The organism is Paenibacillus sp. E222, assembly GCF_013401555.1.
Taxonomy (GTDB): domain Bacteria; phylum Bacillota; class Bacilli; order Paenibacillales; family Paenibacillaceae; genus Paenibacillus.
The window spans coordinates 5,511,174-5,532,482 of the sequence record NZ_CP058552.1; the positions used below are offsets into that span (position 1 = coordinate 5,511,174).

General features: G+C 46.0%; 14 protein-coding genes. 4 read left to right on the forward strand and 10 right to left on the reverse strand.

The features are described 5' to 3' along the window. Positions 1–21: 21 nt before the first annotated feature. From HW560_RS24445 to HW560_RS24465, 5 genes are all read right to left on the reverse strand, one after another. Positions 22–1,692 (reverse strand): response regulator, encoded by a 1,671-nt coding sequence (locus tag HW560_RS24445; RefSeq protein ID WP_179264983.1) that lies wholly within the window; start codon positions 1,690–1,692, stop codon positions 22–24. A 4-nt stretch (positions 1,693–1,696) separates the two neighbouring features. Next, complete coding sequence (locus tag HW560_RS24450) at positions 1,697–3,448, reverse strand: sensor histidine kinase (protein WP_090902245.1); 1,752 nt, start codon at positions 3,446–3,448, stop codon at positions 1,697–1,699. Positions 3,449–3,524: 76 nt separating this feature from the next. Beyond that, on the reverse strand, positions 3,525–4,415 hold the full coding sequence (locus tag HW560_RS24455; RefSeq protein WP_179264984.1) for a carbohydrate ABC transporter permease: 891 nt from the start codon (positions 4,413–4,415) through the stop codon (positions 3,525–3,527). A gap of 15 nt (positions 4,416–4,430) precedes the next feature. Further along, complete coding sequence (locus HW560_RS24460; RefSeq protein ID WP_090897259.1) at positions 4,431–5,336, reverse strand: ABC transporter permease; 906 nt, start codon at positions 5,334–5,336, stop codon at positions 4,431–4,433. A 357-nt stretch (positions 5,337–5,693) separates the two neighbouring features. Beyond that, a complete protein-coding gene (locus tag HW560_RS24465; RefSeq protein WP_179264985.1) occupies positions 5,694–9,545 on the reverse strand; it encodes an alpha-L-arabinofuranosidase C-terminal domain-containing protein in 3,852 nt (1,283 codons plus the stop codon). Positions 9,546–9,932: 387 nt separating this feature from the next. Between HW560_RS24465 and HW560_RS24470 the strand changes: the two genes are divergently transcribed. Further along, complete coding sequence (locus tag HW560_RS24470) at positions 9,933–12,347, forward strand: arabinan endo-1,5-alpha-L-arabinosidase AbnB (protein ID WP_179264986.1); 2,415 nt, start codon at positions 9,933–9,935, stop codon at positions 12,345–12,347. 98 nt (positions 12,348–12,445) lie between these two features. On the opposite strand, the gene HW560_RS24475 is transcribed toward HW560_RS24470, so the two are convergent. Beyond that, complete coding sequence (locus tag HW560_RS24475) at positions 12,446–13,000, reverse strand: helix-turn-helix domain-containing protein (RefSeq protein WP_076288336.1); 555 nt, start codon at positions 12,998–13,000, stop codon at positions 12,446–12,448. A gap of 133 nt (positions 13,001–13,133) precedes the next feature. Here HW560_RS24475 and HW560_RS24480 point away from each other — a divergent pair, with 133 nt between their 5' ends. Then, positions 13,134–13,715: a LysE family transporter gene (locus HW560_RS24480; RefSeq protein WP_179264987.1), complete on the forward strand. Its 582-nt coding sequence runs from the start codon at positions 13,134–13,136 to the stop codon at positions 13,713–13,715. A gap of 64 nt (positions 13,716–13,779) precedes the next feature. Here HW560_RS24480 and HW560_RS24485 read toward each other — a convergent pair whose 3' ends face one another. After that, complete coding sequence (locus HW560_RS24485) at positions 13,780–14,751, reverse strand: MBL fold metallo-hydrolase (protein WP_090897245.1); 972 nt, start codon at positions 14,749–14,751, stop codon at positions 13,780–13,782. A gap of 289 nt (positions 14,752–15,040) precedes the next feature. Here HW560_RS24485 and HW560_RS24490 point away from each other — a divergent pair, with 289 nt between their 5' ends. Next, positions 15,041–16,018, forward strand: coding sequence for an alpha/beta fold hydrolase (locus HW560_RS24490; protein WP_090897240.1), 978 nt, complete (start codon positions 15,041–15,043; stop codon positions 16,016–16,018). 120 nt (positions 16,019–16,138) lie between these two features. Here the strand turns inward: HW560_RS24490 and HW560_RS24495 are convergent, their stop codons facing one another. The 3 genes from HW560_RS24495 to HW560_RS24505 form a co-directional block, all read right to left on the reverse strand. After that, the gene (locus tag HW560_RS24495; protein WP_179264988.1) at positions 16,139–16,792 is read right to left on the reverse strand and encodes a serine/threonine-protein kinase; all 654 of its coding nucleotides are present in this window, start codon (positions 16,790–16,792) and stop codon (positions 16,139–16,141) included. Between the two features lie 274 nt (positions 16,793–17,066). Next, complete coding sequence (locus HW560_RS24500; protein WP_090902243.1) at positions 17,067–18,548, reverse strand: DHA2 family efflux MFS transporter permease subunit; 1,482 nt, start codon at positions 18,546–18,548, stop codon at positions 17,067–17,069. A gap of 63 nt (positions 18,549–18,611) precedes the next feature. Then, positions 18,612–19,199, reverse strand: coding sequence for a TetR/AcrR family transcriptional regulator (locus HW560_RS24505; RefSeq protein WP_111618927.1), 588 nt, complete (start codon positions 19,197–19,199; stop codon positions 18,612–18,614). 666 nt (positions 19,200–19,865) lie between these two features. Between HW560_RS24505 and HW560_RS34305 the strand changes: the two genes are divergently transcribed. Further along, positions 19,866–21,287 carry a collagen-like triple helix repeat-containing protein gene (locus tag HW560_RS34305; RefSeq protein WP_373564958.1) on the forward strand — a complete coding sequence of 474 codons (1,422 nt, stop codon included), beginning with the start codon at positions 19,866–19,868 and terminating at the stop codon, positions 21,285–21,287. Positions 21,288–21,309 lie beyond the last annotated feature (22 nt).

Here is a 21,309-nt window from a genome sequence, read left to right on the forward strand (position 1 = left end):
TGGTATCTTTGATTTACCATTTCAGACTTGATCTAACTTTTTTTGATCCCGATATTCCTGCGGCGTGCAGCCGGTGGCTTTTTTGAAGAAACGATAAAAATAGTGCTGATCACTAAATCCGACCTTGGCGGATATTTCATGCATTTTGCAGGTGGAGCCGAGAAGTAATTCCTTGCTGCGCTCAATACGCCGGTCGTGAATATAGTCGGATATGCCTTTGCCAGTAATACGTTTGTACCAACGGGACAGATATGACGGATTGAGGGAAACCTCCTGTGCAATTCGGGTTAGCGATAGGTCATCCTCCAGATGGTGCTTGATATAATGATGAATGGTAATGAGAATCTGCGACTGATCATGGATGCGCGTAACACTTCTTTTGGAGATGATCCATTCATATGCCGATTGATAGAAGACCAACAGATCAGACCAGGGCGTATGGATGTCAAAATGAAGCATTCGAGACAGCGCAATTTCCTCCATTGCTGATTCGTACAAGCCCAGTTCATGAACAAGCTCAATCAGTGCATTACCTGCGCCTGAATAGATCTTCATTCGAAAGAATGGGTCCTGAAGCCCTTCTTTTGCAGCCTCTGTCCATTTGTGAAACGACTCCATCCACTCCCTGTCACCTGCTGTAACAAGCTGCCTGATCTGATCCAGATGAAGAATCGCAACACTCTGCTGATTCAAAATATTGGGAGTGTACGGCGAATCATGCTGCACCTTGACGCGAAGAAGCTTCTCCATCCCAAGTCCAGGGCCCTCATGGATCGACAGACGTAACTGCGCAATCGCCTGACTTAACTCCATCCACTCCACCGCCTGTTCACTCACCATAATGGAGACGGAGAGATTCAGACAATCCGCACAGGATTGCTGCACAGACTCCAGCGTTCCATAGACGAAACGCAGCGTCTGTTCCCACTTCTCCTGCTGTCCCGTATGGAAGCTCGATGGCTCCGTCTTGGGCTGAACAAAGCAGGCGATCACCTGATAATCCAGATCAATGGCTTTGACCTTGGCCTTATCCTGAAGCAGCTCCTCCGCAACATTGGCAACCGCATAGCGAATTAAACTCCGATCCGCCTGGGATTGATAGTTATTCCACTCCTCAACCCGTATGATGACCGGGATTACCGGCTCGTTGGACATGAAAGGTAGCTGGACCGCATCCAATTCTTCCTGAAGCGAGGCGATATCATGCCTTTCCGTTCGTTTTAGGAGATCCAGCAGTAACTGTCTCTGTAGCTGCGGCAGCGCTCTGGGCAGCTTGCTGCGAAACCAGGCATGCTGGTAACGGAAATCATTTTCCTCCGATAGTTGTGTTAAGGCCCGCTCTACCGCTGCACGAATATGACTCATGCCCTCTGTTTTTAACAGGTAATCCACGACACAAGGGTTGCGTATCGCTTGATGTGCATAATCAAATTCGTTATGACCTGTCAGCAATAGCACTTTGCATCGTGGCCAGCGATCCATAATCTTCTCGATCAGCTCCATGCCATCCATACCGGGCATACAGATGTCGCTCAGCACGATATCAATTTTGACGGAATTCAACCACTCGATTGCTTCAAAGGCAGAGTATGCCTTAATGATTTCCATATCCTGAAAATCCGCTCTTTGAAAGAAAGCATAAAGACCATCCAAAATAACCGGTTCATCATCTACAATTAACATCCGCTGCATACGATTACTCCCGTCTCCATGGAATATTTAAAATCATGCATAAACCGCCCAACGCACTGCGCTGCGCACTAAGGCCATAGCCCGTCCCAAACTTGATCCTTAAACGTTGATTCACATTCATCAGTCCCGTAATCTCTTCATTCCCATGTCTCTGATTCGCAGATTCTTGAAAGGATGCTTGCAGGCTGCTCAGGATTTCATCCGATAATTGATCGCCATCATCTTCTATCCGAACGGACAACTTGTCATGTTCGACTTGATAGGATAATTTCAGAATCCCGCCCTGACTGCGTTTGGCAAGGGCATGCTCGAAGACGTTCTCCACAATCGGCTGAATAATGACTCGGGGAATGGTGATGTCTCTATACTCCCTGCTTAGTTCCTCCAGTTGCAGTTGGACTCTTGAGCCAAATCGGATTTTCTGAATGGAAGCATAGACCAAGGCATGGTCCACTTCTTCACCAAGCGAAACCTCGGAATGAGAATCCCTGGACATATACCTGAAATATTGACCCAAATAATCGGTAAATTCCTGAATCAATTCAACATTCTCGACCTCGGCCATTTGCTTGATGCTGAACAGACTGTTATATAGAAAATGAGGCTGAATCTGGGACTGCAAATGTTTGAGTTCTGCCTCGCTGGTTCGAATCCGGGCAACATAATTTTCATCAATCAAAATATGTAAGCGCTCTATCATGTGGTTGAAGCGAGAGTATAAATAACCGAATTCATCGCGTCTGGATTGCGGAATATGAATACTGGTCTGACCTTGCTCCGCCATTCTGAACCCGCGAATGAGCACAGATAACGGCTTGTGAATGGACCTGTAGATCGAAAAAGAGAAGATCATAATGATAACAATGGAAATAAGCGTCAACGTCCATAGCCATAGGTTGTACTGTTCCAGGGGTGCTTGGAGCACATCATTAGGGATGCTGGCTGTCAGCGTGAACGAGTGATCGGGATCATATAGCGAATAATACAGATATGCATCGGATTGAAATCTCGTCACTTGCATGGATTCTGCTGAATCCGGTGATACCTTTTTCAATTGTGCGGCCGATACAGGTTCATCCGAAGAAGAAATGAGCACATGGTGCTGCTCACCGAAGCTCAGTGTAATATCACTGCCTCCTGTTTCCGCGAGCTGCTGTAATCTGTGCTTCAGTTCTTCCGCAGACAAGCGGATGCCTAATATAAAATTGGGCGCTTCCTCATGATTCATGTTATACGGATTGCTTTTGAGAAAATAAAGATTGTTATCCGAATAAGACAACTCACCATTCAGATTTCCCATAGTTGCCAGCAGATCCTTCCATTCTGAATCCTCCACATTGCGAATTCCGTCCACTGCGCTGACCCGTTTATGCAGAGCCGGAACGTAATATACCACATCGCTGATATAGGGACTCGTCACCATGATCTGCCCCAGCTTGTTGTGGATATTATTGAGACTGGAAGTCACTTCATATCTGTTCATAATGGCAGCTCGTGTACTTAGGGTAGACATCGTTTCATCGAACGAGAATTCGGTAACAAGTCCACTCATTCGCTCCAGTTCAAATTGCAGATGATTGTGGTAGAAATACAACTTCGATTCATGCGCCTTCTCCACTTCCGTCTGCATTTGCTTGGAGCTGGTATGCGTGATCATAATGCTGATCCCATATAAGGGCAAAATGACGAGCACAAAGGCAATCATCAGTTTGACGACGATGGATGCATTTTTCCAGCCACCCACTGCAAATCTCATTTCCCCTTCACTCCTGTCCTCAACGGCAAAAAGGAGCCGGAAATCGGCTCCTCCCATTGGTTTTCCTCCATCGATCTTATCCCTTTACACTACCGACAACAAGTCCATGAACGAAATACCTTTGCAGGAACGGATACACGAGCAGAATGGGTATAACGGACAAAAAGATTTGGGACGCCTGGGTCGTTCTGTCCGACACCTGACTTAACAGGGTTGCATCCTCCAGGGTCATCATCTCACTCTGAATCATCGTCACTTGCTGGAGCATCGATTGCAGATACGTGGCTAGTGGATAACCTTCCGGACTTTTCATATAGATCATGCCGTCAAACCAAGCGTTCCAGTGCCCCACCATGGCAAACAATGTGATGGTTGCAATACTGGGCAATGAAATAGGAAGGTAAATGCTGCATAGTGTGCGGAAATGGCCTGCTCCATCCATCCAAGCCGCCTCTTCCAGCTCCTTCGGCAAACCCCGGAAGAAATTCAGCATAAGCAATACATTAAAGATCGGAACCGCTCCCGGTAAAATCAGGGCCCAGATCGAATCCAACAGACCTGCTTCCTTAACAACTAGATAACCCGGAATCAATCCACCACTGAACAGCATGGTAAAGACAAAAATCCACGCATAGAACGTTCTTGAACGAAACTTCGCTGCCTCTTTGGAAAGCGGATAGGCTACAAGAATCGTGAAAATCAGGTTGGTCGCAACTCCGAGTACAACACGGAGAAGACTTGTACCGAATGAATTTAGAAACTGCTGATTTTCGAGAATGTATTTATACGAAGACAAGGTGAAGTCCACCGGCCAGAATGTGACACTCCCCGCCTTGACTGCATCACTCGAGCTAAAAGAAATTGCCAGAATATTCACAATGGGAAACAGGCACAGCAAGGCAAGAAGGGTCAGGATGACATAATTCATCCCCAGAAACCAACGATAGGCTCTCGAAGCGTGATGCATGTTCTTGCCTCCTTTCTAGAAAATCCGATAATTGGCTAATCGATAGGCGAGGAAATAACCCAGCCCGATAAAGATAAACGAAACGACTGACTTAATGAGACCTAATGCGGTTGAGACCGAATATTGTGCATCCTGCAGACCGATCCGATAAATCATCGTATCCAGAATGTCTCCGGATTCATAGACGAGCGGATTGTAGAGGTTGAACACTTGGTCAAAACCACCGTTAAGCACGTTACCCAGACTCAGTGTAACCATCAGAATCACGATGGGACGAATGCCAGGAAGCGTAATATGCCAGGTCTGCTTCCATCTTCCTGCTCCATCCATTACAGATGCTTCGTACAGGGATTTATCAATGTTTGTCAGGGCGGCCAAATATATAATCGTGCCAAATCCGAATTCTTTCCATTGGTCCGTAATGACGAGTATGTAAGGAAACCATTCGTTACTGGCCAGGAATTGAACAGGTTCAACCCCTATCGCCTTAAGCAGCATATTGACGATCCCGGTACTGGGGGATAATACATCCACAATGATTCCAGCCAAAATGACCCAGGAGAAGAAATGCGGCATATAGATAACCGTCTGAATCGTTCGTTTAAAGCCTGTTCTGCGCACCTCGTTCAGGAGCAGGGCCACAAGTACCGGAATGACCAAACCGGACACAATCTTCATCACGGAAATAAATACGGTATTCCATACGACCTGTCCGAACCCCGGCAGATCAAACAGATATCTGAAATTGTCCAGGCCGACCCAGTTCATATTTTTGAATCCGGCAATGGGAGAGAAATTCTGAAAGGCAATGGAGAGTCCCGCCATCGGAATGTAACCGAATACAATAATGATGATCAGTCCAGGCAATATCATGAGATGAAGCGGCACGTTTCGTATAAATTGTTTGTAGTTGGAACGCATAAGCTGTCTCCTCCTTCAAATTCATTATAGAATCCGTCAGGAATCGGCAATAGTGTAGGCTATTTACTTTAGGTATCTTTTGTTGACTCTCTTCCCGAAACACCAAAAAACCGCGAGTATCGCGGTTCTAAGGCTGCATCAGGTTATTATTGAGATATTAACTATATAATTTGTACTAGACATTTACACGATAACGGAGAGGTCAGAAGGAATCTGGAGAAGCGAAGCGTTCGCCTTTATCACCGGATTTCCCCTTTTAAATAAGGGATTCAAAAAAATCTGGGGATAACAGCGATCGGAAGATGGTTCTGACCACGTAGTGACTTTGCGTGAAAAATACTGGTTCAACTTATATAATTAGTTCTGGACATCCATAACCAGTACATTGACCGAATGAGCAGGAAGCTGCAAAACAACCGAATCCTCCTGCAGATGTATCACTTGTTCTTGTGGAACAATTTTCTCATCATTCTTCTGGTTCACATTAGGCACATGTAACAATTCTTCATTTCCGCCAAGTGTTATCCATTTCGCAACAGAGGTAACGCTCAGATTCTGAAGGCAAATTTGGGTTGCTTTGTCCACCCCGTCTGCGTTCACCAGCTTCACATACACATGCTGCGCATCCCTCGTAACGGAGTGAAATACGTCCCGGTTGTACGCTTCCAGCTTGTAATCCAGAATTCGGCTGGTCGTGTGACCATCGGTATACGAGCAGATCAGATTCTTCCCTGTGTCACCACCATAATTGACCGTAATCGTATAATTCGTATCGTTCTCCAGCGGTTCATAATTGGCTGCCCGGAGATTACCCGCCGCGGAACTGGAAGAATAATCACCGAGTGTGTATCCTTCTACGCCTTGTTTAAATACTTTGACTCCCGTTGCATTGCCGCCATATCCAATTGCGTACTCGATGGCATCCTTTTTCTCAGGTGATATATCCGTCAATCCAACACCGATAGTGAAGCCATCCTCACCCGCTATGCGCTCCGCCTCGACTTCCACTTTATAATTCGACCATTCATCATTCAGTAGATATAACCCATTCAGTCCGCTTGACTGGGCTTTCAAAATCAGTCCTTTTCCCGTCTCCAGCGTGTATCCTGCCGATCCCGGAATCCAATTCCACGCCTCATTCAGCGCTGTCCGCTCCCTGAAATCTTCTGTAAACAGCACGCTGCCATCCTGGTTCGATGTGACCGTAATCCGTTTCACCACAATGTCGGCATTGCCTGTCGCAATCTCGATGCCTCCACGTGGAATGAGTGCTATCGGTTGACCCTTGCTGTACGTTGAAAATGAAGTGCCCAGCACCTGTTCACCCACATACTTGGCAAAAAGCTGCTGCACATAGTAATTGGGTGTGTACCACACCGTTTCATCATCAAACCAGATGCAGTCTGGCGTCCAGCGATAGGTGCCGTCCGTCAGTACTTTGTTGAACAGCGGCGCATAGGCAGCGAGGCGAACAACATCCGCATTATTTTCAAAGCCGGTCATGACCGCAGCTTCTGCGATCGCACCTGCCAGTGTATTTTTGTCCGTGGATGCATATTCTCCCACAAATACCTTGGATGTCTCTGTCCAATCCATACTGCCGTCTTCATGATAAGCCCGCTCATAATAGTTGTACCGATCCACGTTGTTCAGCAAATAGTCATTGGAGCGATAGTAGTGCTCATCCGCAATGGTATCCATATAGTTGTCCTGATTCTCATACCAAGTGATCGTCTCTTCGATGACCTCTTTGCCATCTGCAAAAGCCACCTGAGCTGATCCGGTCAGATTGCCGCTCAGGAATTTCCAGCCCTGCTGGTACGCATCATCGTCTGCCTGGGCGCCGACTGTCGATATGATATGAAGCTCATGATCAGGATAATTACGTTTCATATACTCATCTATTGACGTCTTGAAGACTTCAAAGTTGGCAAAAAATTCGGTTCCCCAGTTCTCATTGCCCACGCCAAGATAACGCAGATCGAATGGTTCAGGATGTCCCATGCTGCTTCGGATGGCAGCCCATTCGTTATGTTCAATATCCGTGCTGAGCGCGAAATCGATCAGATCTGTAAAGTTTCGGATATAATAATCCCTCAAAGCGCCACCCGCCGGATGTGCGTAATCTGAACGAGCCTGGCACAGGACGCCGCAGGCCATAACCGGAACCGGAGCAGCATTCAAATCTTCTGCCAGTTGGAAATACTCCATATAGCCGAGACCCATCGTCATCATGTAACCCCAGACGTTATAGTTCTCTTTGCGGAGCTCCACCGCTCCAACCGAATCCTTCCAGTCATACACATTGTCCCAAATGAACGAACCTTCGGAAATACATCCCCCCGGAAAACGCAGAAACTTCGGATGCAGATCGACTAGGGCCTGAACCAGATCTTTCCGGAGTCGATAGTTCGGATTCCCGGTGTAGTTGGCATGTGCTGAAGCGGATACACCCTGCTCTTTCGGATCGGCTCCCCATACATTCTGCGGAATCAACGACACCATGTCGATGGAAATGTCTCCTTCAAAGGTAAGTGCCAATTGCCCCAGCGCGGTCTCCGTCCCGGTCAGGGTCACTTTCGAATGGGGGCTATGGGAAGAATTGGGATGAGTCAACACATGGCTGCCACTTGCATGGCCGCTGATTTCGGCATGGGCTACAAGGACGCGGGTATCGGAATAGGCAATCCCGTACTTCTTCCATGTGTTACCACCCTCAACTTGCAGCGTAACTGAATCACTGATAGCTTCACCGTTACCGTCCTGCAATTGAATCGTAATCGTCCCCGCGGATACTGCCTTGGCCCAGACGGTAAAATCATATGCCTCTCCTTTCTGGATGGACATGGCACAATGCTGATTGGAATCCGAGAATCCGCGATTTCGAATGGTCGCACCCGTCTGAACCGTTACATAATAAGCGTTCACTTCCGGGTCTTCTACGTTAAGATGAGTGTTTATTCCATCGGTATGCTGTACGATCATTTTCTCGGTATCCCCTGACCAGGCAAACAAAGGATCACGGTTCCGGCCTGTCGAACAACCACATTCGCCAGAGTCATGCGAGTACGTATCGAATGCAAAGGATTCGAACGAACGGTTCTGAACTAACTCCGCATAGATTCCCCCATCTGCTGCATTGTTGATATCCTCGTAGAACAGGCCGTACATCACTTCACTAATATCCGCCACATGCTGGTCCCCATGGATTGTAACGGTATAAGGCGGAAGATGTTCTGGCACAACGGACACATCAAAACTTTTGTTCAGCGTATTCCCACCTTTGGTTAAAAGTGCGTTCAAACGAATCTCCTGTGCTGAGCTCAGAGGTTGAACTGCTCCATTCGCTGACAGAACTTCTGGCTGACTTGAGTTCCATTGAACGTTTACCTTGCCCCCCAGTAAATCTAAAGGCAATGACACATCTTTGGTAATAATCCGGGCTGGAGCAGACAAATATTTATCTCCTGCCAGCTTCACGATCTCTTCATCCGTCAGGGACTCGCACATGACTTCGATCACTTCATCCATGGACAGAGCGGCCTGATAAATCCGAAAATCGGACAGCGAGCCTGCAAAGTCCACATCTGCCGCATACTGAGAGCGTCCAATATAATTGCGGCTATAATTCGCTGGCTCTACGAAGGAATCAAACCATTTGCGCAGCTTGGCATAATTGCCACTGGATGTCTGACTGATGGAACCGTCAGCCACCTTCTCACCATTCACATATACAATGGGACCCGCACTGCTGCGTGTGCCGCCCTGACTGCCAGCTACGGACAAAGCAATATGCATCCATTCCCCACTGGCAAATCCGCGTCCCGGGTCTACAACCAGATCATCGCCTGCATATAACGTGCCTCGCATCTGACGAGTCAGAAATAAATAGGGACCCTTCTCGCCTTTACCGAAGTCGAAAATCCGCTCCCACACATTTGATCCCTTGCCCAAATGGACCCATGCTGCAACCGTCACTCCAGTGTTGTCGCTTACATTTTGCAGTAAATTCGAAGGCAGCTCCAAATAGGATGTTCCGTTCGATCCTCCGGTAAAAGTCACCGCCCATCTGCCATTCACTTCAGAAATGTGGGGCGATTTCTCTCCTGCAGCAGCTCCAACGTGCCCGTTCCCTGAACTATCCTTGCCAATGTCGGCTGCATCTTCAAACTTGTAGTGTGCAATTAGTTGATTATGAAATGTAGTCATGTTCATTCCTCCTATGTAGCATAAATTATCGTAGGTAAGTCTTCTTTAATTCGTATAAATATAAATTGATTAATAAATTTATAAACACATGATCTAATCGTATAGTATCTTATTCCGCGTAAAGATTTCAATCCCAAAATCACAAAAATCCTTTGTATGATAGGAATTATTTCGAATACATCGACCTTTTGCCTATCTCCCTTTCCATCTTAAAGTCACTCTAACCCTGATATTTATGGTTTACAAACATATAAATTGATTGATAATATATCAAATGAAAGCGCTTGATAATTGATGAGAACCCAAAGGAGGGCTGCCCGACCAAATAACGTTTATGGCAATGCATAGGGTTATTTTTCATTTCAGGTATTGGGAAAGGGGAAACGTATGAAACGTTATTGGGTAAGCGTACTTCACATTTCTTTACTGAGCTCTGCACTACTTACGACAACAGCTTTGGCTCCTGTCTCCGTATTCGCGGACAGTCCGGGGGCAATCAGTTCCAGCCCGCAAGTTTCCACATCCATTGAAAATGCGGTTCCAGCATTCAGGAATGTTTCCGTTCATGACCCTTCCGTTATTAAGGTGGGTGATACCTTTTATATTTTTGGTTCACATCTTCAAGTGGCAAAGTCCAAGGATTTGATGAATTGGGATTCGGTCGCATCCGGAGTTACGGATGACAACCCTGTTGTCCCTAATGTAACCAAGGAATTCGCTGAAGCCCTGCAATGGGCGCAGACGGATACGTTATGGGCAGCAGATGTCATCCAGTTGGCGGATGGCAAATTCTATATGTACTATAATGCGTGCAAAGGGGACTCTCCCCGCTCAGCGTTAGGCGTTGCTGTGGCAGACAACATTGAGGGGCCTTATAAGGATCAGGGTATTCTGCTCAAATCCGGCATGTGGGATGAGATCAGTGAGGATGGCACCATATATGATGCAACCATACATCCGAATGTGGTCGATCCCGATGTATTTTTCGATAAAAACGGCAAGCTCTGGATGGTATACGGTTCCTATTCCGGGGGGATTTTCATCCTGGAGATGGACGAAACGACGGGGAAACCACTCCCTAATCAGGGTTATGGCAAAAAACTGACTGGAGGCAATCACAGCCGAATTGAAGCACCTTATATGCTCTATAGTCCCGAAACCGACTATTATTATCTGTATCTGTCCTATGGCGGATTGGGTGCTGACGGGGGATATAATATTCGGGTAGCTCGCTCCAAAACACCTGACGGCCCTTTCCTCGATGCTGAAGGAAACGATATGATCAACGTCAAGGCGGACAAGGACAAACCCTTGTTTGATGACCGCTCGATCGAGCCTTTTGGCGTCAAATTGCTGGGGAACTTCCTGTTTCAAAGACAGATCGGTGACCCAGGCACAGGTCAAGGTATCGGCTATGTATCACCAGGACATAACTCCGCTTATGTTGACGCTGAAACGGGAAAACAATTTCTGATCTTCCATTCCCGCTTTCCAGGACGCGGAGAAGAGCATGAAGTACGCGTACATGAGATGCATATGAACTCGGAAGGATGGCCTGTCGTTTCTCCTTACCGCTATGCGGCACTAGAAGAAAACACTGCCGAACTGACAACCCAGGAGGTTGCTGGTCAGTACAAATGGGTAAATCACGGGAAGGAAATCACGCCCGAGATCAAATCTTCACAGACTGTTCAGTTCACAGCAGATGGGCAGATTAGTGGTGCGGTGACAGGAACATGGAGTCTTGAAGCAGACAATCAGGTGCAAATCACATCGAATAATGTTGTGTATAAAGGTGTCTTCACGCATGAATGGGAGCCAGATTCCCAAAAGGCGGTTCTGACCTTTAGCGCTCTCTCCTCCTCTGGCGTGGCAATCTGGGGAAGTCAGATGGCTGCAATGAAGGATCAGGATATTGTCAATGCGGTGAAAAAGGATCTGAGTATCGGCGACACAGGGAACGTATTCTTCAACCTGTCCCTCCCGATCAAGGGAACTCGTGATGCAGAGATTACGTGGAAATCCTCCAACACCTCTGCGCTGTCCGCTACCGGAGTAGTGAATCGTCCTCGCACGGGTAAGGGAGATGCCAAGGTGGCATTAACGGCAACGATTCGCAAAGGTAGTGCGGTAAGCTCCAAATCGTTTAACGTTATCATTCCACATCAAGCGGTTAGTCCTTTGCTTGGAGAATATACTTTTGAACAAAAGAAACTTGCCAAAATCGCACAGGATTTCAGCAAAAATAAATATCATGGACAAGCCTTTAATGTGGTGACTTCTGCTATTAGCAGCAAGGATCAGGCTGCTGCTTTTAATGGAACCGACAGCTACATCCAGCTGCCCGGAATCATTACCGATACGAACGATTTTACCTTTAGTGCATGGGTCAACTGGAGTGGCGGCGGAGCCTGGCAGCGAATTTTCGACTTTGGAAATGGCCTGACCCGACATATGTTCCTTACTCCCGCTCAGCATACCGGAGCTCTGCAATTCACCATTCATAATCAGGGACGGGATCAGAGCCTGATTGCTGCTGAACCGCTGCCCTCCAATCAATGGATGCATGTCGCTGTTACCCTTCAGGGAAATACCGGCACGTTGTACGTGAATGGAAAAGCTGTAGCAAGCAGCACGGAAATCACGTTTAACCCGAAGGATCTGCAAGTGACGGAAGCTTATTTGGGCAAAAGCCGCTATACAGCCGATCCTTTCTATAAAGGCTCAATGGATAACGTAAAAGTATATGATAAAGCGTTAACCTCTACAGAAATTCAGCGTCTGGCAAAAGAAAAGCCTTAATTTATTCAAAGCCTTACGCATGGAATTGATTTGAAATAACAAAAACGCCAATCTATCGGTCGAATTCACAGACTGTTGTATTGGCGTTTTATTTCATTTCACTTTGAATAATGAATGACCATGCTTAATTTATTCGCAGAGGCTCCCGAATTTTTATAGCCATGAGCCTTATCCGCGCGAAAACGAATCGACTCCCCTTGTTTTACCGTATAATCCTCCTCCCCAACCCGAATCGTTACTTCTCCTTCAAAAACCGTAATAAATTCCTCTGCCCCTTCTATATGCGGTTCAGCATTCAAAGAAGACTCTTCATCCATTTCCATCATGTACATTTCAAAACGCCGCCCCTCTTCGAAGGTAAAATGCGGATAAATGCGAATCTTCCCCTCATCCTCCATCAATGCTTGAATATCACTGCCAGTTACAACTGTAGTATCCGACTTCGGCTCGTGGATCAAGGCGGTAAAAGAAATTTTCAGGCCGTTTGCAATTTTCCAGACTGTCGCAATTGTAGGGTTGGATTCACCCCTTTCAATCTGACCAAGCATCGTCTTGCTGATTCCCGACATCTCGGCAACCTTGTCCAGACTAAGCTTTCTTTGTTCCCTGAGCTGCTTCAGATTCTGTGCCAGAACAACATTAATGTTTTTCATTATTAAGTCACCTCTGTTTGAAAAATTATATTGTGCTATATAGCGTACATATTGTACAATTATAAAGAACGTGCGTTATAACGTACATTCCATTTAAATATAACATACAAGAAGAATGAAATGTGGAGGACTTATGAATATCTTACCGTTACTGACTTACGCAATTGTGGCTTCATTCACTCCGGGTCCCAACAACATCATCGCCATGACGCATGCAAGAAACGAAGGATTCAAAAAAATTGTTCCGTTTATTGCCGGCGTAGCAGCTGGCTGCCTGCTTATTATGTTTCTGTCCAGTTATTTCAACCTTATTCTGCATCAATACATCCCTAGGATCAAACCGGTCCTGAACATATTGGGGTGTGTATACATGATCTATTTGGGGATCAAAATTATGCGAAGTAAACCTGTGAATGCCAAAGATCCTAAGGTCAATCGTTTTACGTTTCTCTTTGGCTTCACCCTGCAATTCATCAACCCCAAAGTCATTCTGTATGGTCTTACGGCCATCTCGGTATTTGTTATGCCTCTCGGAGACTCTCATGTTCATATGATCGCATTTTCGTTGCTTCTAACCATCATTGGCATTAGTGCCAATATGACTTGGGGGTTATGCGGTATGTTATTTCAGAGCTTTTTATTGAAATATGAGCGTCCTTTTAATATCGTGATGGGTGTTTTGCTCATCTATAGCGCTTTATCCATTTTAAAATAAATGCAAGAGAAAAAGCGTCCTCCCCTCTCATGAGTTGGACGCTATTTTATTTATTTCAAATTACCTAGTTTGATCTCCACCACGGTTGGCTTGGGTAAGCTCCCATATGCAGTACAACCTTCTCACCGATTTTGGGCGTTGCAATGGAGACATTCAAGGCATGTGCAGCCTTGGTGATCCGTTCAACCGGCTCGTTCCAGGCATGATAAGCAAGCGTAAATGCGGCCCAATGAATCGGAATGAGCAGCCCTCCCCTTACATCCAAGTGTGCCTGTACCGTTTCTTCCGGCATCATATGAATGTTGGACCAACGCTCATCATATTGTCCACATTCCATCAGGGTCAGGTCAAAGGGTCCATACTTACTGCCGATCTCCTTAAAATGAGGACCGTATCCGCTGTCGCCGCTAAAGAAAACCTTCGTTTCTTGTCCAGCAATAACCCACGAACACCATAGTGTCGAATTGCGGTCCAACAACCCCCTGCCCGAGAAATGTCGCGCCGGCGTGCAGGCTAATGTCAAACCTTTGAAGGATAGCTCATCCCACCAGTTATGTTCGGTAATCTGTTCCGAGGGCACACCCAGTTGAATCAGTCTTCGACGCACGCCAAGGGGGACGATAAATCGCTGTGTTTTATTTTTCAATCTGCGGATGGAGGAATAGTCCAGATGATCATAGTGGTCATGCGATATAATGATTGCATCCAAGGCTGGAAAGTCCTCGGGTTGAATCGGCAGGTTAGTGCTGTATCGTTTCGTACCCGCCCAGGATACAGGAGATGGACGGTTGCCCAGCATCGGATCAAAGAGCAATCTGTGTCCTTCAATCTCAAGCAAAAATGCGGAATGACCGAACCATGTCACCTGTGGATGATCGGATACATGCAGCGATTCCGCTGGTTCATATTTCTCCACAGGAATATCACCCGCAGGTCTTCGCTCTATACTTCTCCGCATGGAATCTTTCAACATGCTCACAAGGGAGCTGAAGCTCATACTTGCCGATGTCGGTACCTGATTTTCGTATTTTGTCATTATTCATACCTTCTGTTCTCTATAATCAGTCATTCAAGCAATAATTCAATCTTGAGTAAAACAGGAGTAATATTAGCCTTTATATTAAATCATTGCTCGTTTATAATCAATTTGCCTTGAAGAGGTTGAACGTCGAAGATTTAAAGCCCACCGACGAGCATCTCCACAGGACTATATCACTAATAACTATTAAAAAAAATAATTAAGGTGGAATTAAGACTCTGTTTTCTCTCCAATAAGATTGGGCATATATGATAGAGAAAATACAACAGAGAGTATGTGAGAGAACATGAAAAAGTGGCGCAAGAGATTCGTTAAATTTTTGATATTTGACCTCGTGATCGTTCTATTGCTCCTGAGTACCGGTCTCATCTACCAACAAGTGGGTGCGAGAGAGGACGCAAAAATACTTGTCCCTCCTGGAAAGCTGTACAAGGTACATGGTGACAATATGCATTTATACACTGGTGGAGAAGGTGATGTAACTGTAGTACTTGCCTCCGGCTGGGGTACTGCTAATCCCTATGTGGATTATTATCCATTATATGAAAAGCTCGCTCCCAATACAAAATTCGCTGTATATGATCGCTTTGGATACGGTTATAGCGATAGGACCGACAAAAAACGTGATGTCGATACTGTGGCCGATGAATTGCACGAGTTATTAGAGGTATCTGGGCAAAAACCGCCATACGTTCTGGTGGGGCACTCCCTCGGCTCGTTGGAAACGCTCCGGTTTGCGCAAAAATATCCGGATGAAGTACAAGGTATTGTCATGATTGATGGTGGAAGTCCAGAACATTACGCCAATGACACTAGCGATACGGCAAGTGTGATTGGTGGCTTCATGAACCAATTCCGGATCAAAACCGGTTTGCTTCGTTTGAGTTTACAGTCTGACGCTGTTGTGGAAGCCTCCAATGCCAATCGTAATGAGCTGAAACTTGTGCCCGATAATCTGAAGAAATTGGATACCACTGCGCTGTTGCACAACTATGGGAATGCGAACACGGTGGATGAGTTACGTGAAATGTCTGCCAATGCCAAAGTTGTCGTTGATAACAAAAAGCCCTTCCCGTTTCCGCTTACCATACTGACCGCAGATTACTTCGGAGCAAGTGAACCAGAATGGGATAAAACGCAGGCTGAATTTACATCCTGGTCGGAACACTCCAAACATGTAACTGTTAAGGATACCGAGCATTATATTCATCAATATCACCCGGATCTTGTTGCCAATGAAATATTGGAACTGGTCAAGAAATAGACTCCCTGAACCAACATTGAATAAGCAGTACAAGGAAACGTTAAAAAAGCAATACCATTTTTTCAACATAAAACCCTAACGATTCGGGTAATCGTTAGGGTTTTTATTTCGTTAAAATCGTTATTGTGCTAAGGCCATTCTCGGTGTATGCGATCTGAAATGTGCTAAGGCCTCTTGGACCTCCGTGGTCGTAAGACCGTGTCGATCAAAATAATGCACGACCTCCTCCAGATCAGTTTCATCGCCGCTGTAAATCCGCTCAATTTTCCGAATGATATTATGTTGTAATCGCTCCCGCAACCGCATACAACTGACAGGTTCACATAGCCAAAAATCAGTTCGCTTGACCTCCCCTGTTGCAGTCCATAACAAATTTTCATATCGAATGACATCCCAATCACGATAACCTGCCTGAATCTGTTGAAGTTCTGTTGAAAACAGATCATATATCAGATTGTGCGGTATGTGTCCGTACGTTGCTCGATGCTCGCTCAGATTGAATCCTTCAATCCATTCTGTAAGCACAAAATTCCCAGAAGCGTACGCATACAATTCAGGAACATGAGGGTTGTTTTGCAATGACAAGAGCGCCTCACACTCCAATTCTCCATCCACTTTTCCACGAGGTGTATACACCTTAAGGCAGTATTCTTGTAAACGATAGACTACCGACTGTTTTCCCATTAGCGAAGCTTGCATGGTCAGATGACCATTTTTCTCATAGCGATCTAGCAGATGTTCAATATTCGCAGGTACAGATTTAACAATTCTCATAAAGACGTCTCCTTGATTATAAAATATATTCTAAAACGTTTTCTTCTATCCGTTATTATTAATCTACTCTCTATATTATCTTTAAAATTTCATATGAACATATACTATTTCGCCAGAACATGAACTATTTGCTTTCATCATCAAGATTTTTTCTATCCACCTAGCAGGTTTATTTTCACTCTAATGGTTGGAACCCGTTTCATGTCAAGGTACAAAAAAACGATGCCCTCCTGTTGTAGAGAGAGCATCGTTTCATTTCATATATGGCTTTCAATTAATGCATAGGACCTTGTTGTCCCTGCTGAGCACCGACCTTCACTCGTTTCACAAAGATCGAAATGATCAGTCCAATGACAGCAAGAACCAGTGCGAAAACAAATGCATTTTGTACACCGGATGTGAAACCTGCCAACTGATTTTCTGGACTCTCAGGGTCTGTCACACCGCTCAAGAAGCGGGTCTGACCTGCGCTCAGTATACTTACCGCAACAGCTGTACCAATAGCTCCCGATACCTGCTGCAATGTATTCATGATCGCCGTTCCGTGAGGATAAAATGCAGGTGGCAATTGATTCAAGCCGTTGGTTTGTGCAGGCATCATGATCATTGAAATACCGATCATCATAAACACATGCAGCGTAATAATTTTGCTCAGAGTCGTAGTTGGAGTAATTCCTGTGTACATGAAGAGTACAACAGTTACGATCGCAAGACCGATAATCACAAGCCACTTCGGACCGAATTTGTCAAACAGGCGTCCCATAACCGGGGACAAGAATCCATTCAGCAAGCTGCCTGGCAGTAGTACCAGACCGGCAGTCAGTGCCGTTACCGCCATACCTTGTTGCAGGTACATCGGCAGGATCAGCATGGATGACAACATCATCATCATACAAAGGAAGATCAGAATCAAGCCGATTGTAAACATTGGATATTTGAACGCCCGCAGATCCATCATCGGCTGTTTCATTCGCAATTGACGGATGCTGAACAGCAGCAAAGATAATACTCCGATAACCAATGTGGCTACAACGATAGGACTGGTCCAGCCACCGCCACTATCCCCATGTCCTCCTGCACTACTGAATCCGTACACGATGCCACCAAAACCAAGTGTGGAAAGTACAATGGAAAGAACATCAATTTTGGGCTTGGTCAAATTCGAAATATTCGGTAAGAACAGCAAGCCGCATACCAATGAAATAATGAAGAACGGCAAGGAGATCCAGAAAATCCAGTGCCAGCTCAGATTGGCCAGAATCAGACCCGAAATACTCGGACCACTTGCTGGTGCAAACATAATAACCAAACCGATCAATCCCATGGCAGCGCCACGTTTTTCAATCGGGAAGATAACCAATATGGTGTTGAACATTAGTGGCAGTAACAGAGCCGTACCTACAGCCTGCAATACCCGCGCCACCAACAGAATTTCAAAGCTCGGTGCAATAGCAGCAACTAGCGTTCCTGCAATCGAAAAAATCAGAGAAGTTGTGAACAACTGTCTCGTTGAAAACCATTGTAACAGCATACCGGAAACCGGCACCAAAATACCCAAAACGAGCAAATAACCTGTTGTTAACCATTGAATGGTCGTTGGTCCCACTTCGAGCAAGCCCATAAGCGGTGTCAATGCCACATTTAGTGCTGTTTCACCGAACAGACCAATAAAACCGCTAAGTAGCATGGCGAATAAAATCGGAAATACTTTATATTGTTTTGTTTCTTGTTGATCCTGTACAGAACCAGCCTTCATGGAAGCCTCCACGATCCCATCCTCCTCAAACGATCTGACGATTTCTATTTCTCTTTACGAAGCTTATTGCTTCTCTTTTGCATTCTTCGCCACAACGGACAAATAATCAGCAGCCGTCAGCAAGGGCTGTTTGTCCTGGTTGGTCAAGCTGATAATCAACGCGCCCTCCATTAAGGAAATGACGAGTAGTCCCATCTCTTGTGCTTTCTTTTCACCTATGCCATCCAAAATCAGATGTTTCGTAATGATACGCTGCCATCCGGCAAATACGTCCTGACAGGCAATTCGCAATTGATGACTGATGCATGAGGTTTCCACGGCAGCCCAGAAACTAAATGGAAGAAAACCTGTAAAACCTGCCGCTTCCGTTTCAATCGCCAAGTCATGAATAAATTGCTGAATCGCATCCCCCGTATTATCATGAGCAGCAAACACTTCTTCAAACTTATGCAGAATGTTTTCATTGGCTTTTTGAATGCACTCGTGAGCGAGCTCTTCCTTGCCATGTGGGAAATAATGATATAACGAGCCTTTTGGCGTACTGCTCTCCTTAATAATCTGATTTAGACCGGTCGCATGATATCCTTGTGAAAAAAACAGTCTGGCTGCTGTGCTGACGATGAGTTCTCTAGCATTAGACTTTTCACTCAATAAAGCCACATCCTTAAATGAATTATAACAATCGGTCTATATAATTAAAACCGTTTCGAAAACTAGTGTCAACCCTATTATTTAGGCTGATTCGCATGAAAGCATTTTCATATTAGTTTCTATATGTATAACTATTTTTTTCTCATTATCGCTTTTTTTGCACTCAGATCTGTGAAAACAGTGAACTTTTCAACATATCCGAATAAACATACATCAGTGTGAATTACACTTAATTCCATTGTGAGAAAAGGAGTGAGAAAATTTGGCAGTCTTGCTTACTGGCCCTATTGATAATAGTCCTGTAAACGGGGTAAGGCCTACCCAGACCGTTTCAATTAAAATTGAAAATCAGAATACTGTGAATGCTGCAACGATACTCATCCAAGGATATTCATTAACTACCAGCAGGATTTTATATGTAAGTGAACAATTTACGATCTTACCCGGTGCAGTAGCTACTCGAGATTATTTTGCCAATATTAGCAGCTACGAGTACGTTGTTACTATTACGGGAGCATCCCCCCAGGACAATTTAGTTTCGATTTGGGGTAAAAACAGTATCGGTGCTTTGGTTGCTGCTCACCGACTCGTTTATTCCGAATTATTTGGCAGCGAGAATTCTATTGAGCTACTGGAGCGACAGGAACGACTGGCGCAACAGGACTTATGGGTGCGACAGGGGTCACAGGCTCTACGGGCTCTACAGGTGCGAAGGGCCTTACTGGAGATACAGGAACGACTGGAGCGACCGGCGGATCAGGTCCTACCGGGACTACAGGCATTTCCGGCTCGACAGGAGTTACGGGTGCAACAGGAATTACAGGCTCTACAGGAGTAACAGGTGCGACGGGTCTCACTGGAGATACCGGTACGACAGGTGCAACGGGGGCAATGGGCCTTACCGGAGCGACGGGTATTTCCGGCTCGACAGGAAACACAGGGGCAACGGGGGCATCAGGAAACACGGGGACAACAGGCGTTACTGGAGATACGGGGGCGACAGGGGCAACTGGCGCAACTGGTGCGACGGGCCCTACCGGAGCGACGGGTATTTCCGGCTCGACAGGAGCTACAGGAGCTACGGGGGCAACAGGAAACACAGGGACAACAGGCGTTACCGGAGATACGGGAGCGACAGGAGCAACTGGCCCAACTGGTGCGACGGGCCCTACCGGAGCGACGGGTATTTCCGGCTCGACAGGAGCTACGGGAGCTACGGGGGCAACAGGTCCCACAGGTGATACAGGTCCATCTGGCGGCCCAGAAGGCCCTACAGGTGCAACTGGTGCGACGGGTATTACAGGAGCCACAGGAGCCACTGGAGCTACTGGTACCGGAGCTACTGGAGCTACTGGCTCTACGGGAGCTACGGGTACAGTTCAACCCAATCCCTTTGATGTGTATGTTTTGCAAGGCGCGGTGGGTGGAGATGGAACGCAGGCCAGTCCTTTTGGAACGATTCAACAAGGTGTAACTGCGGTATCTCCAACGAGTACTGTTCATATTCTTGGTGGAACATACCCCATCACTACGAATATTACCATTAATAAAGCTGGAATAACGCTAAAAGGTTATCCAAGTACAGTCATCCTTTTGCAAGCTGCTGTCATCCCTTTCACCATCATTGGAAGCGGAGTAACTGTAGACGGATTAACGATCACGAGTGATAACCCTTATGCTGTTGAGTTTATTCAATTAGGCGGGACCAATCATACCGTAAAAAATAATACGATATTTGGCCCACCTCAAGCAGGCCCCTCCTCAGGTTGGGTCGTCAATCGGGGGCTCGTGACCCAGATCGGAAACATGACCGGATTGATTGTAAGAAATAATATTTTTTATTCTTTGCGTCAGCCAGCCTATTTTAACCCGAATACAACCGGAGAAATTATTAGCAATGTTGTTTATAACACCAGAGGATTTGTTAATGATCAGGCCATCATGGTCTTCTCTGGAAATTCATGGGGCAGCCCAGTAAATGCCGTGGATATCGCACTGCTTGTAGGCACAATAACAGGACCTCCTTTCGACCCACTTACTGATTTGAGCGCCAACAATAGCTCTGCAACAATTCAGGATTCACGGTAAGATTCTCTTTGGAATTGAGTAA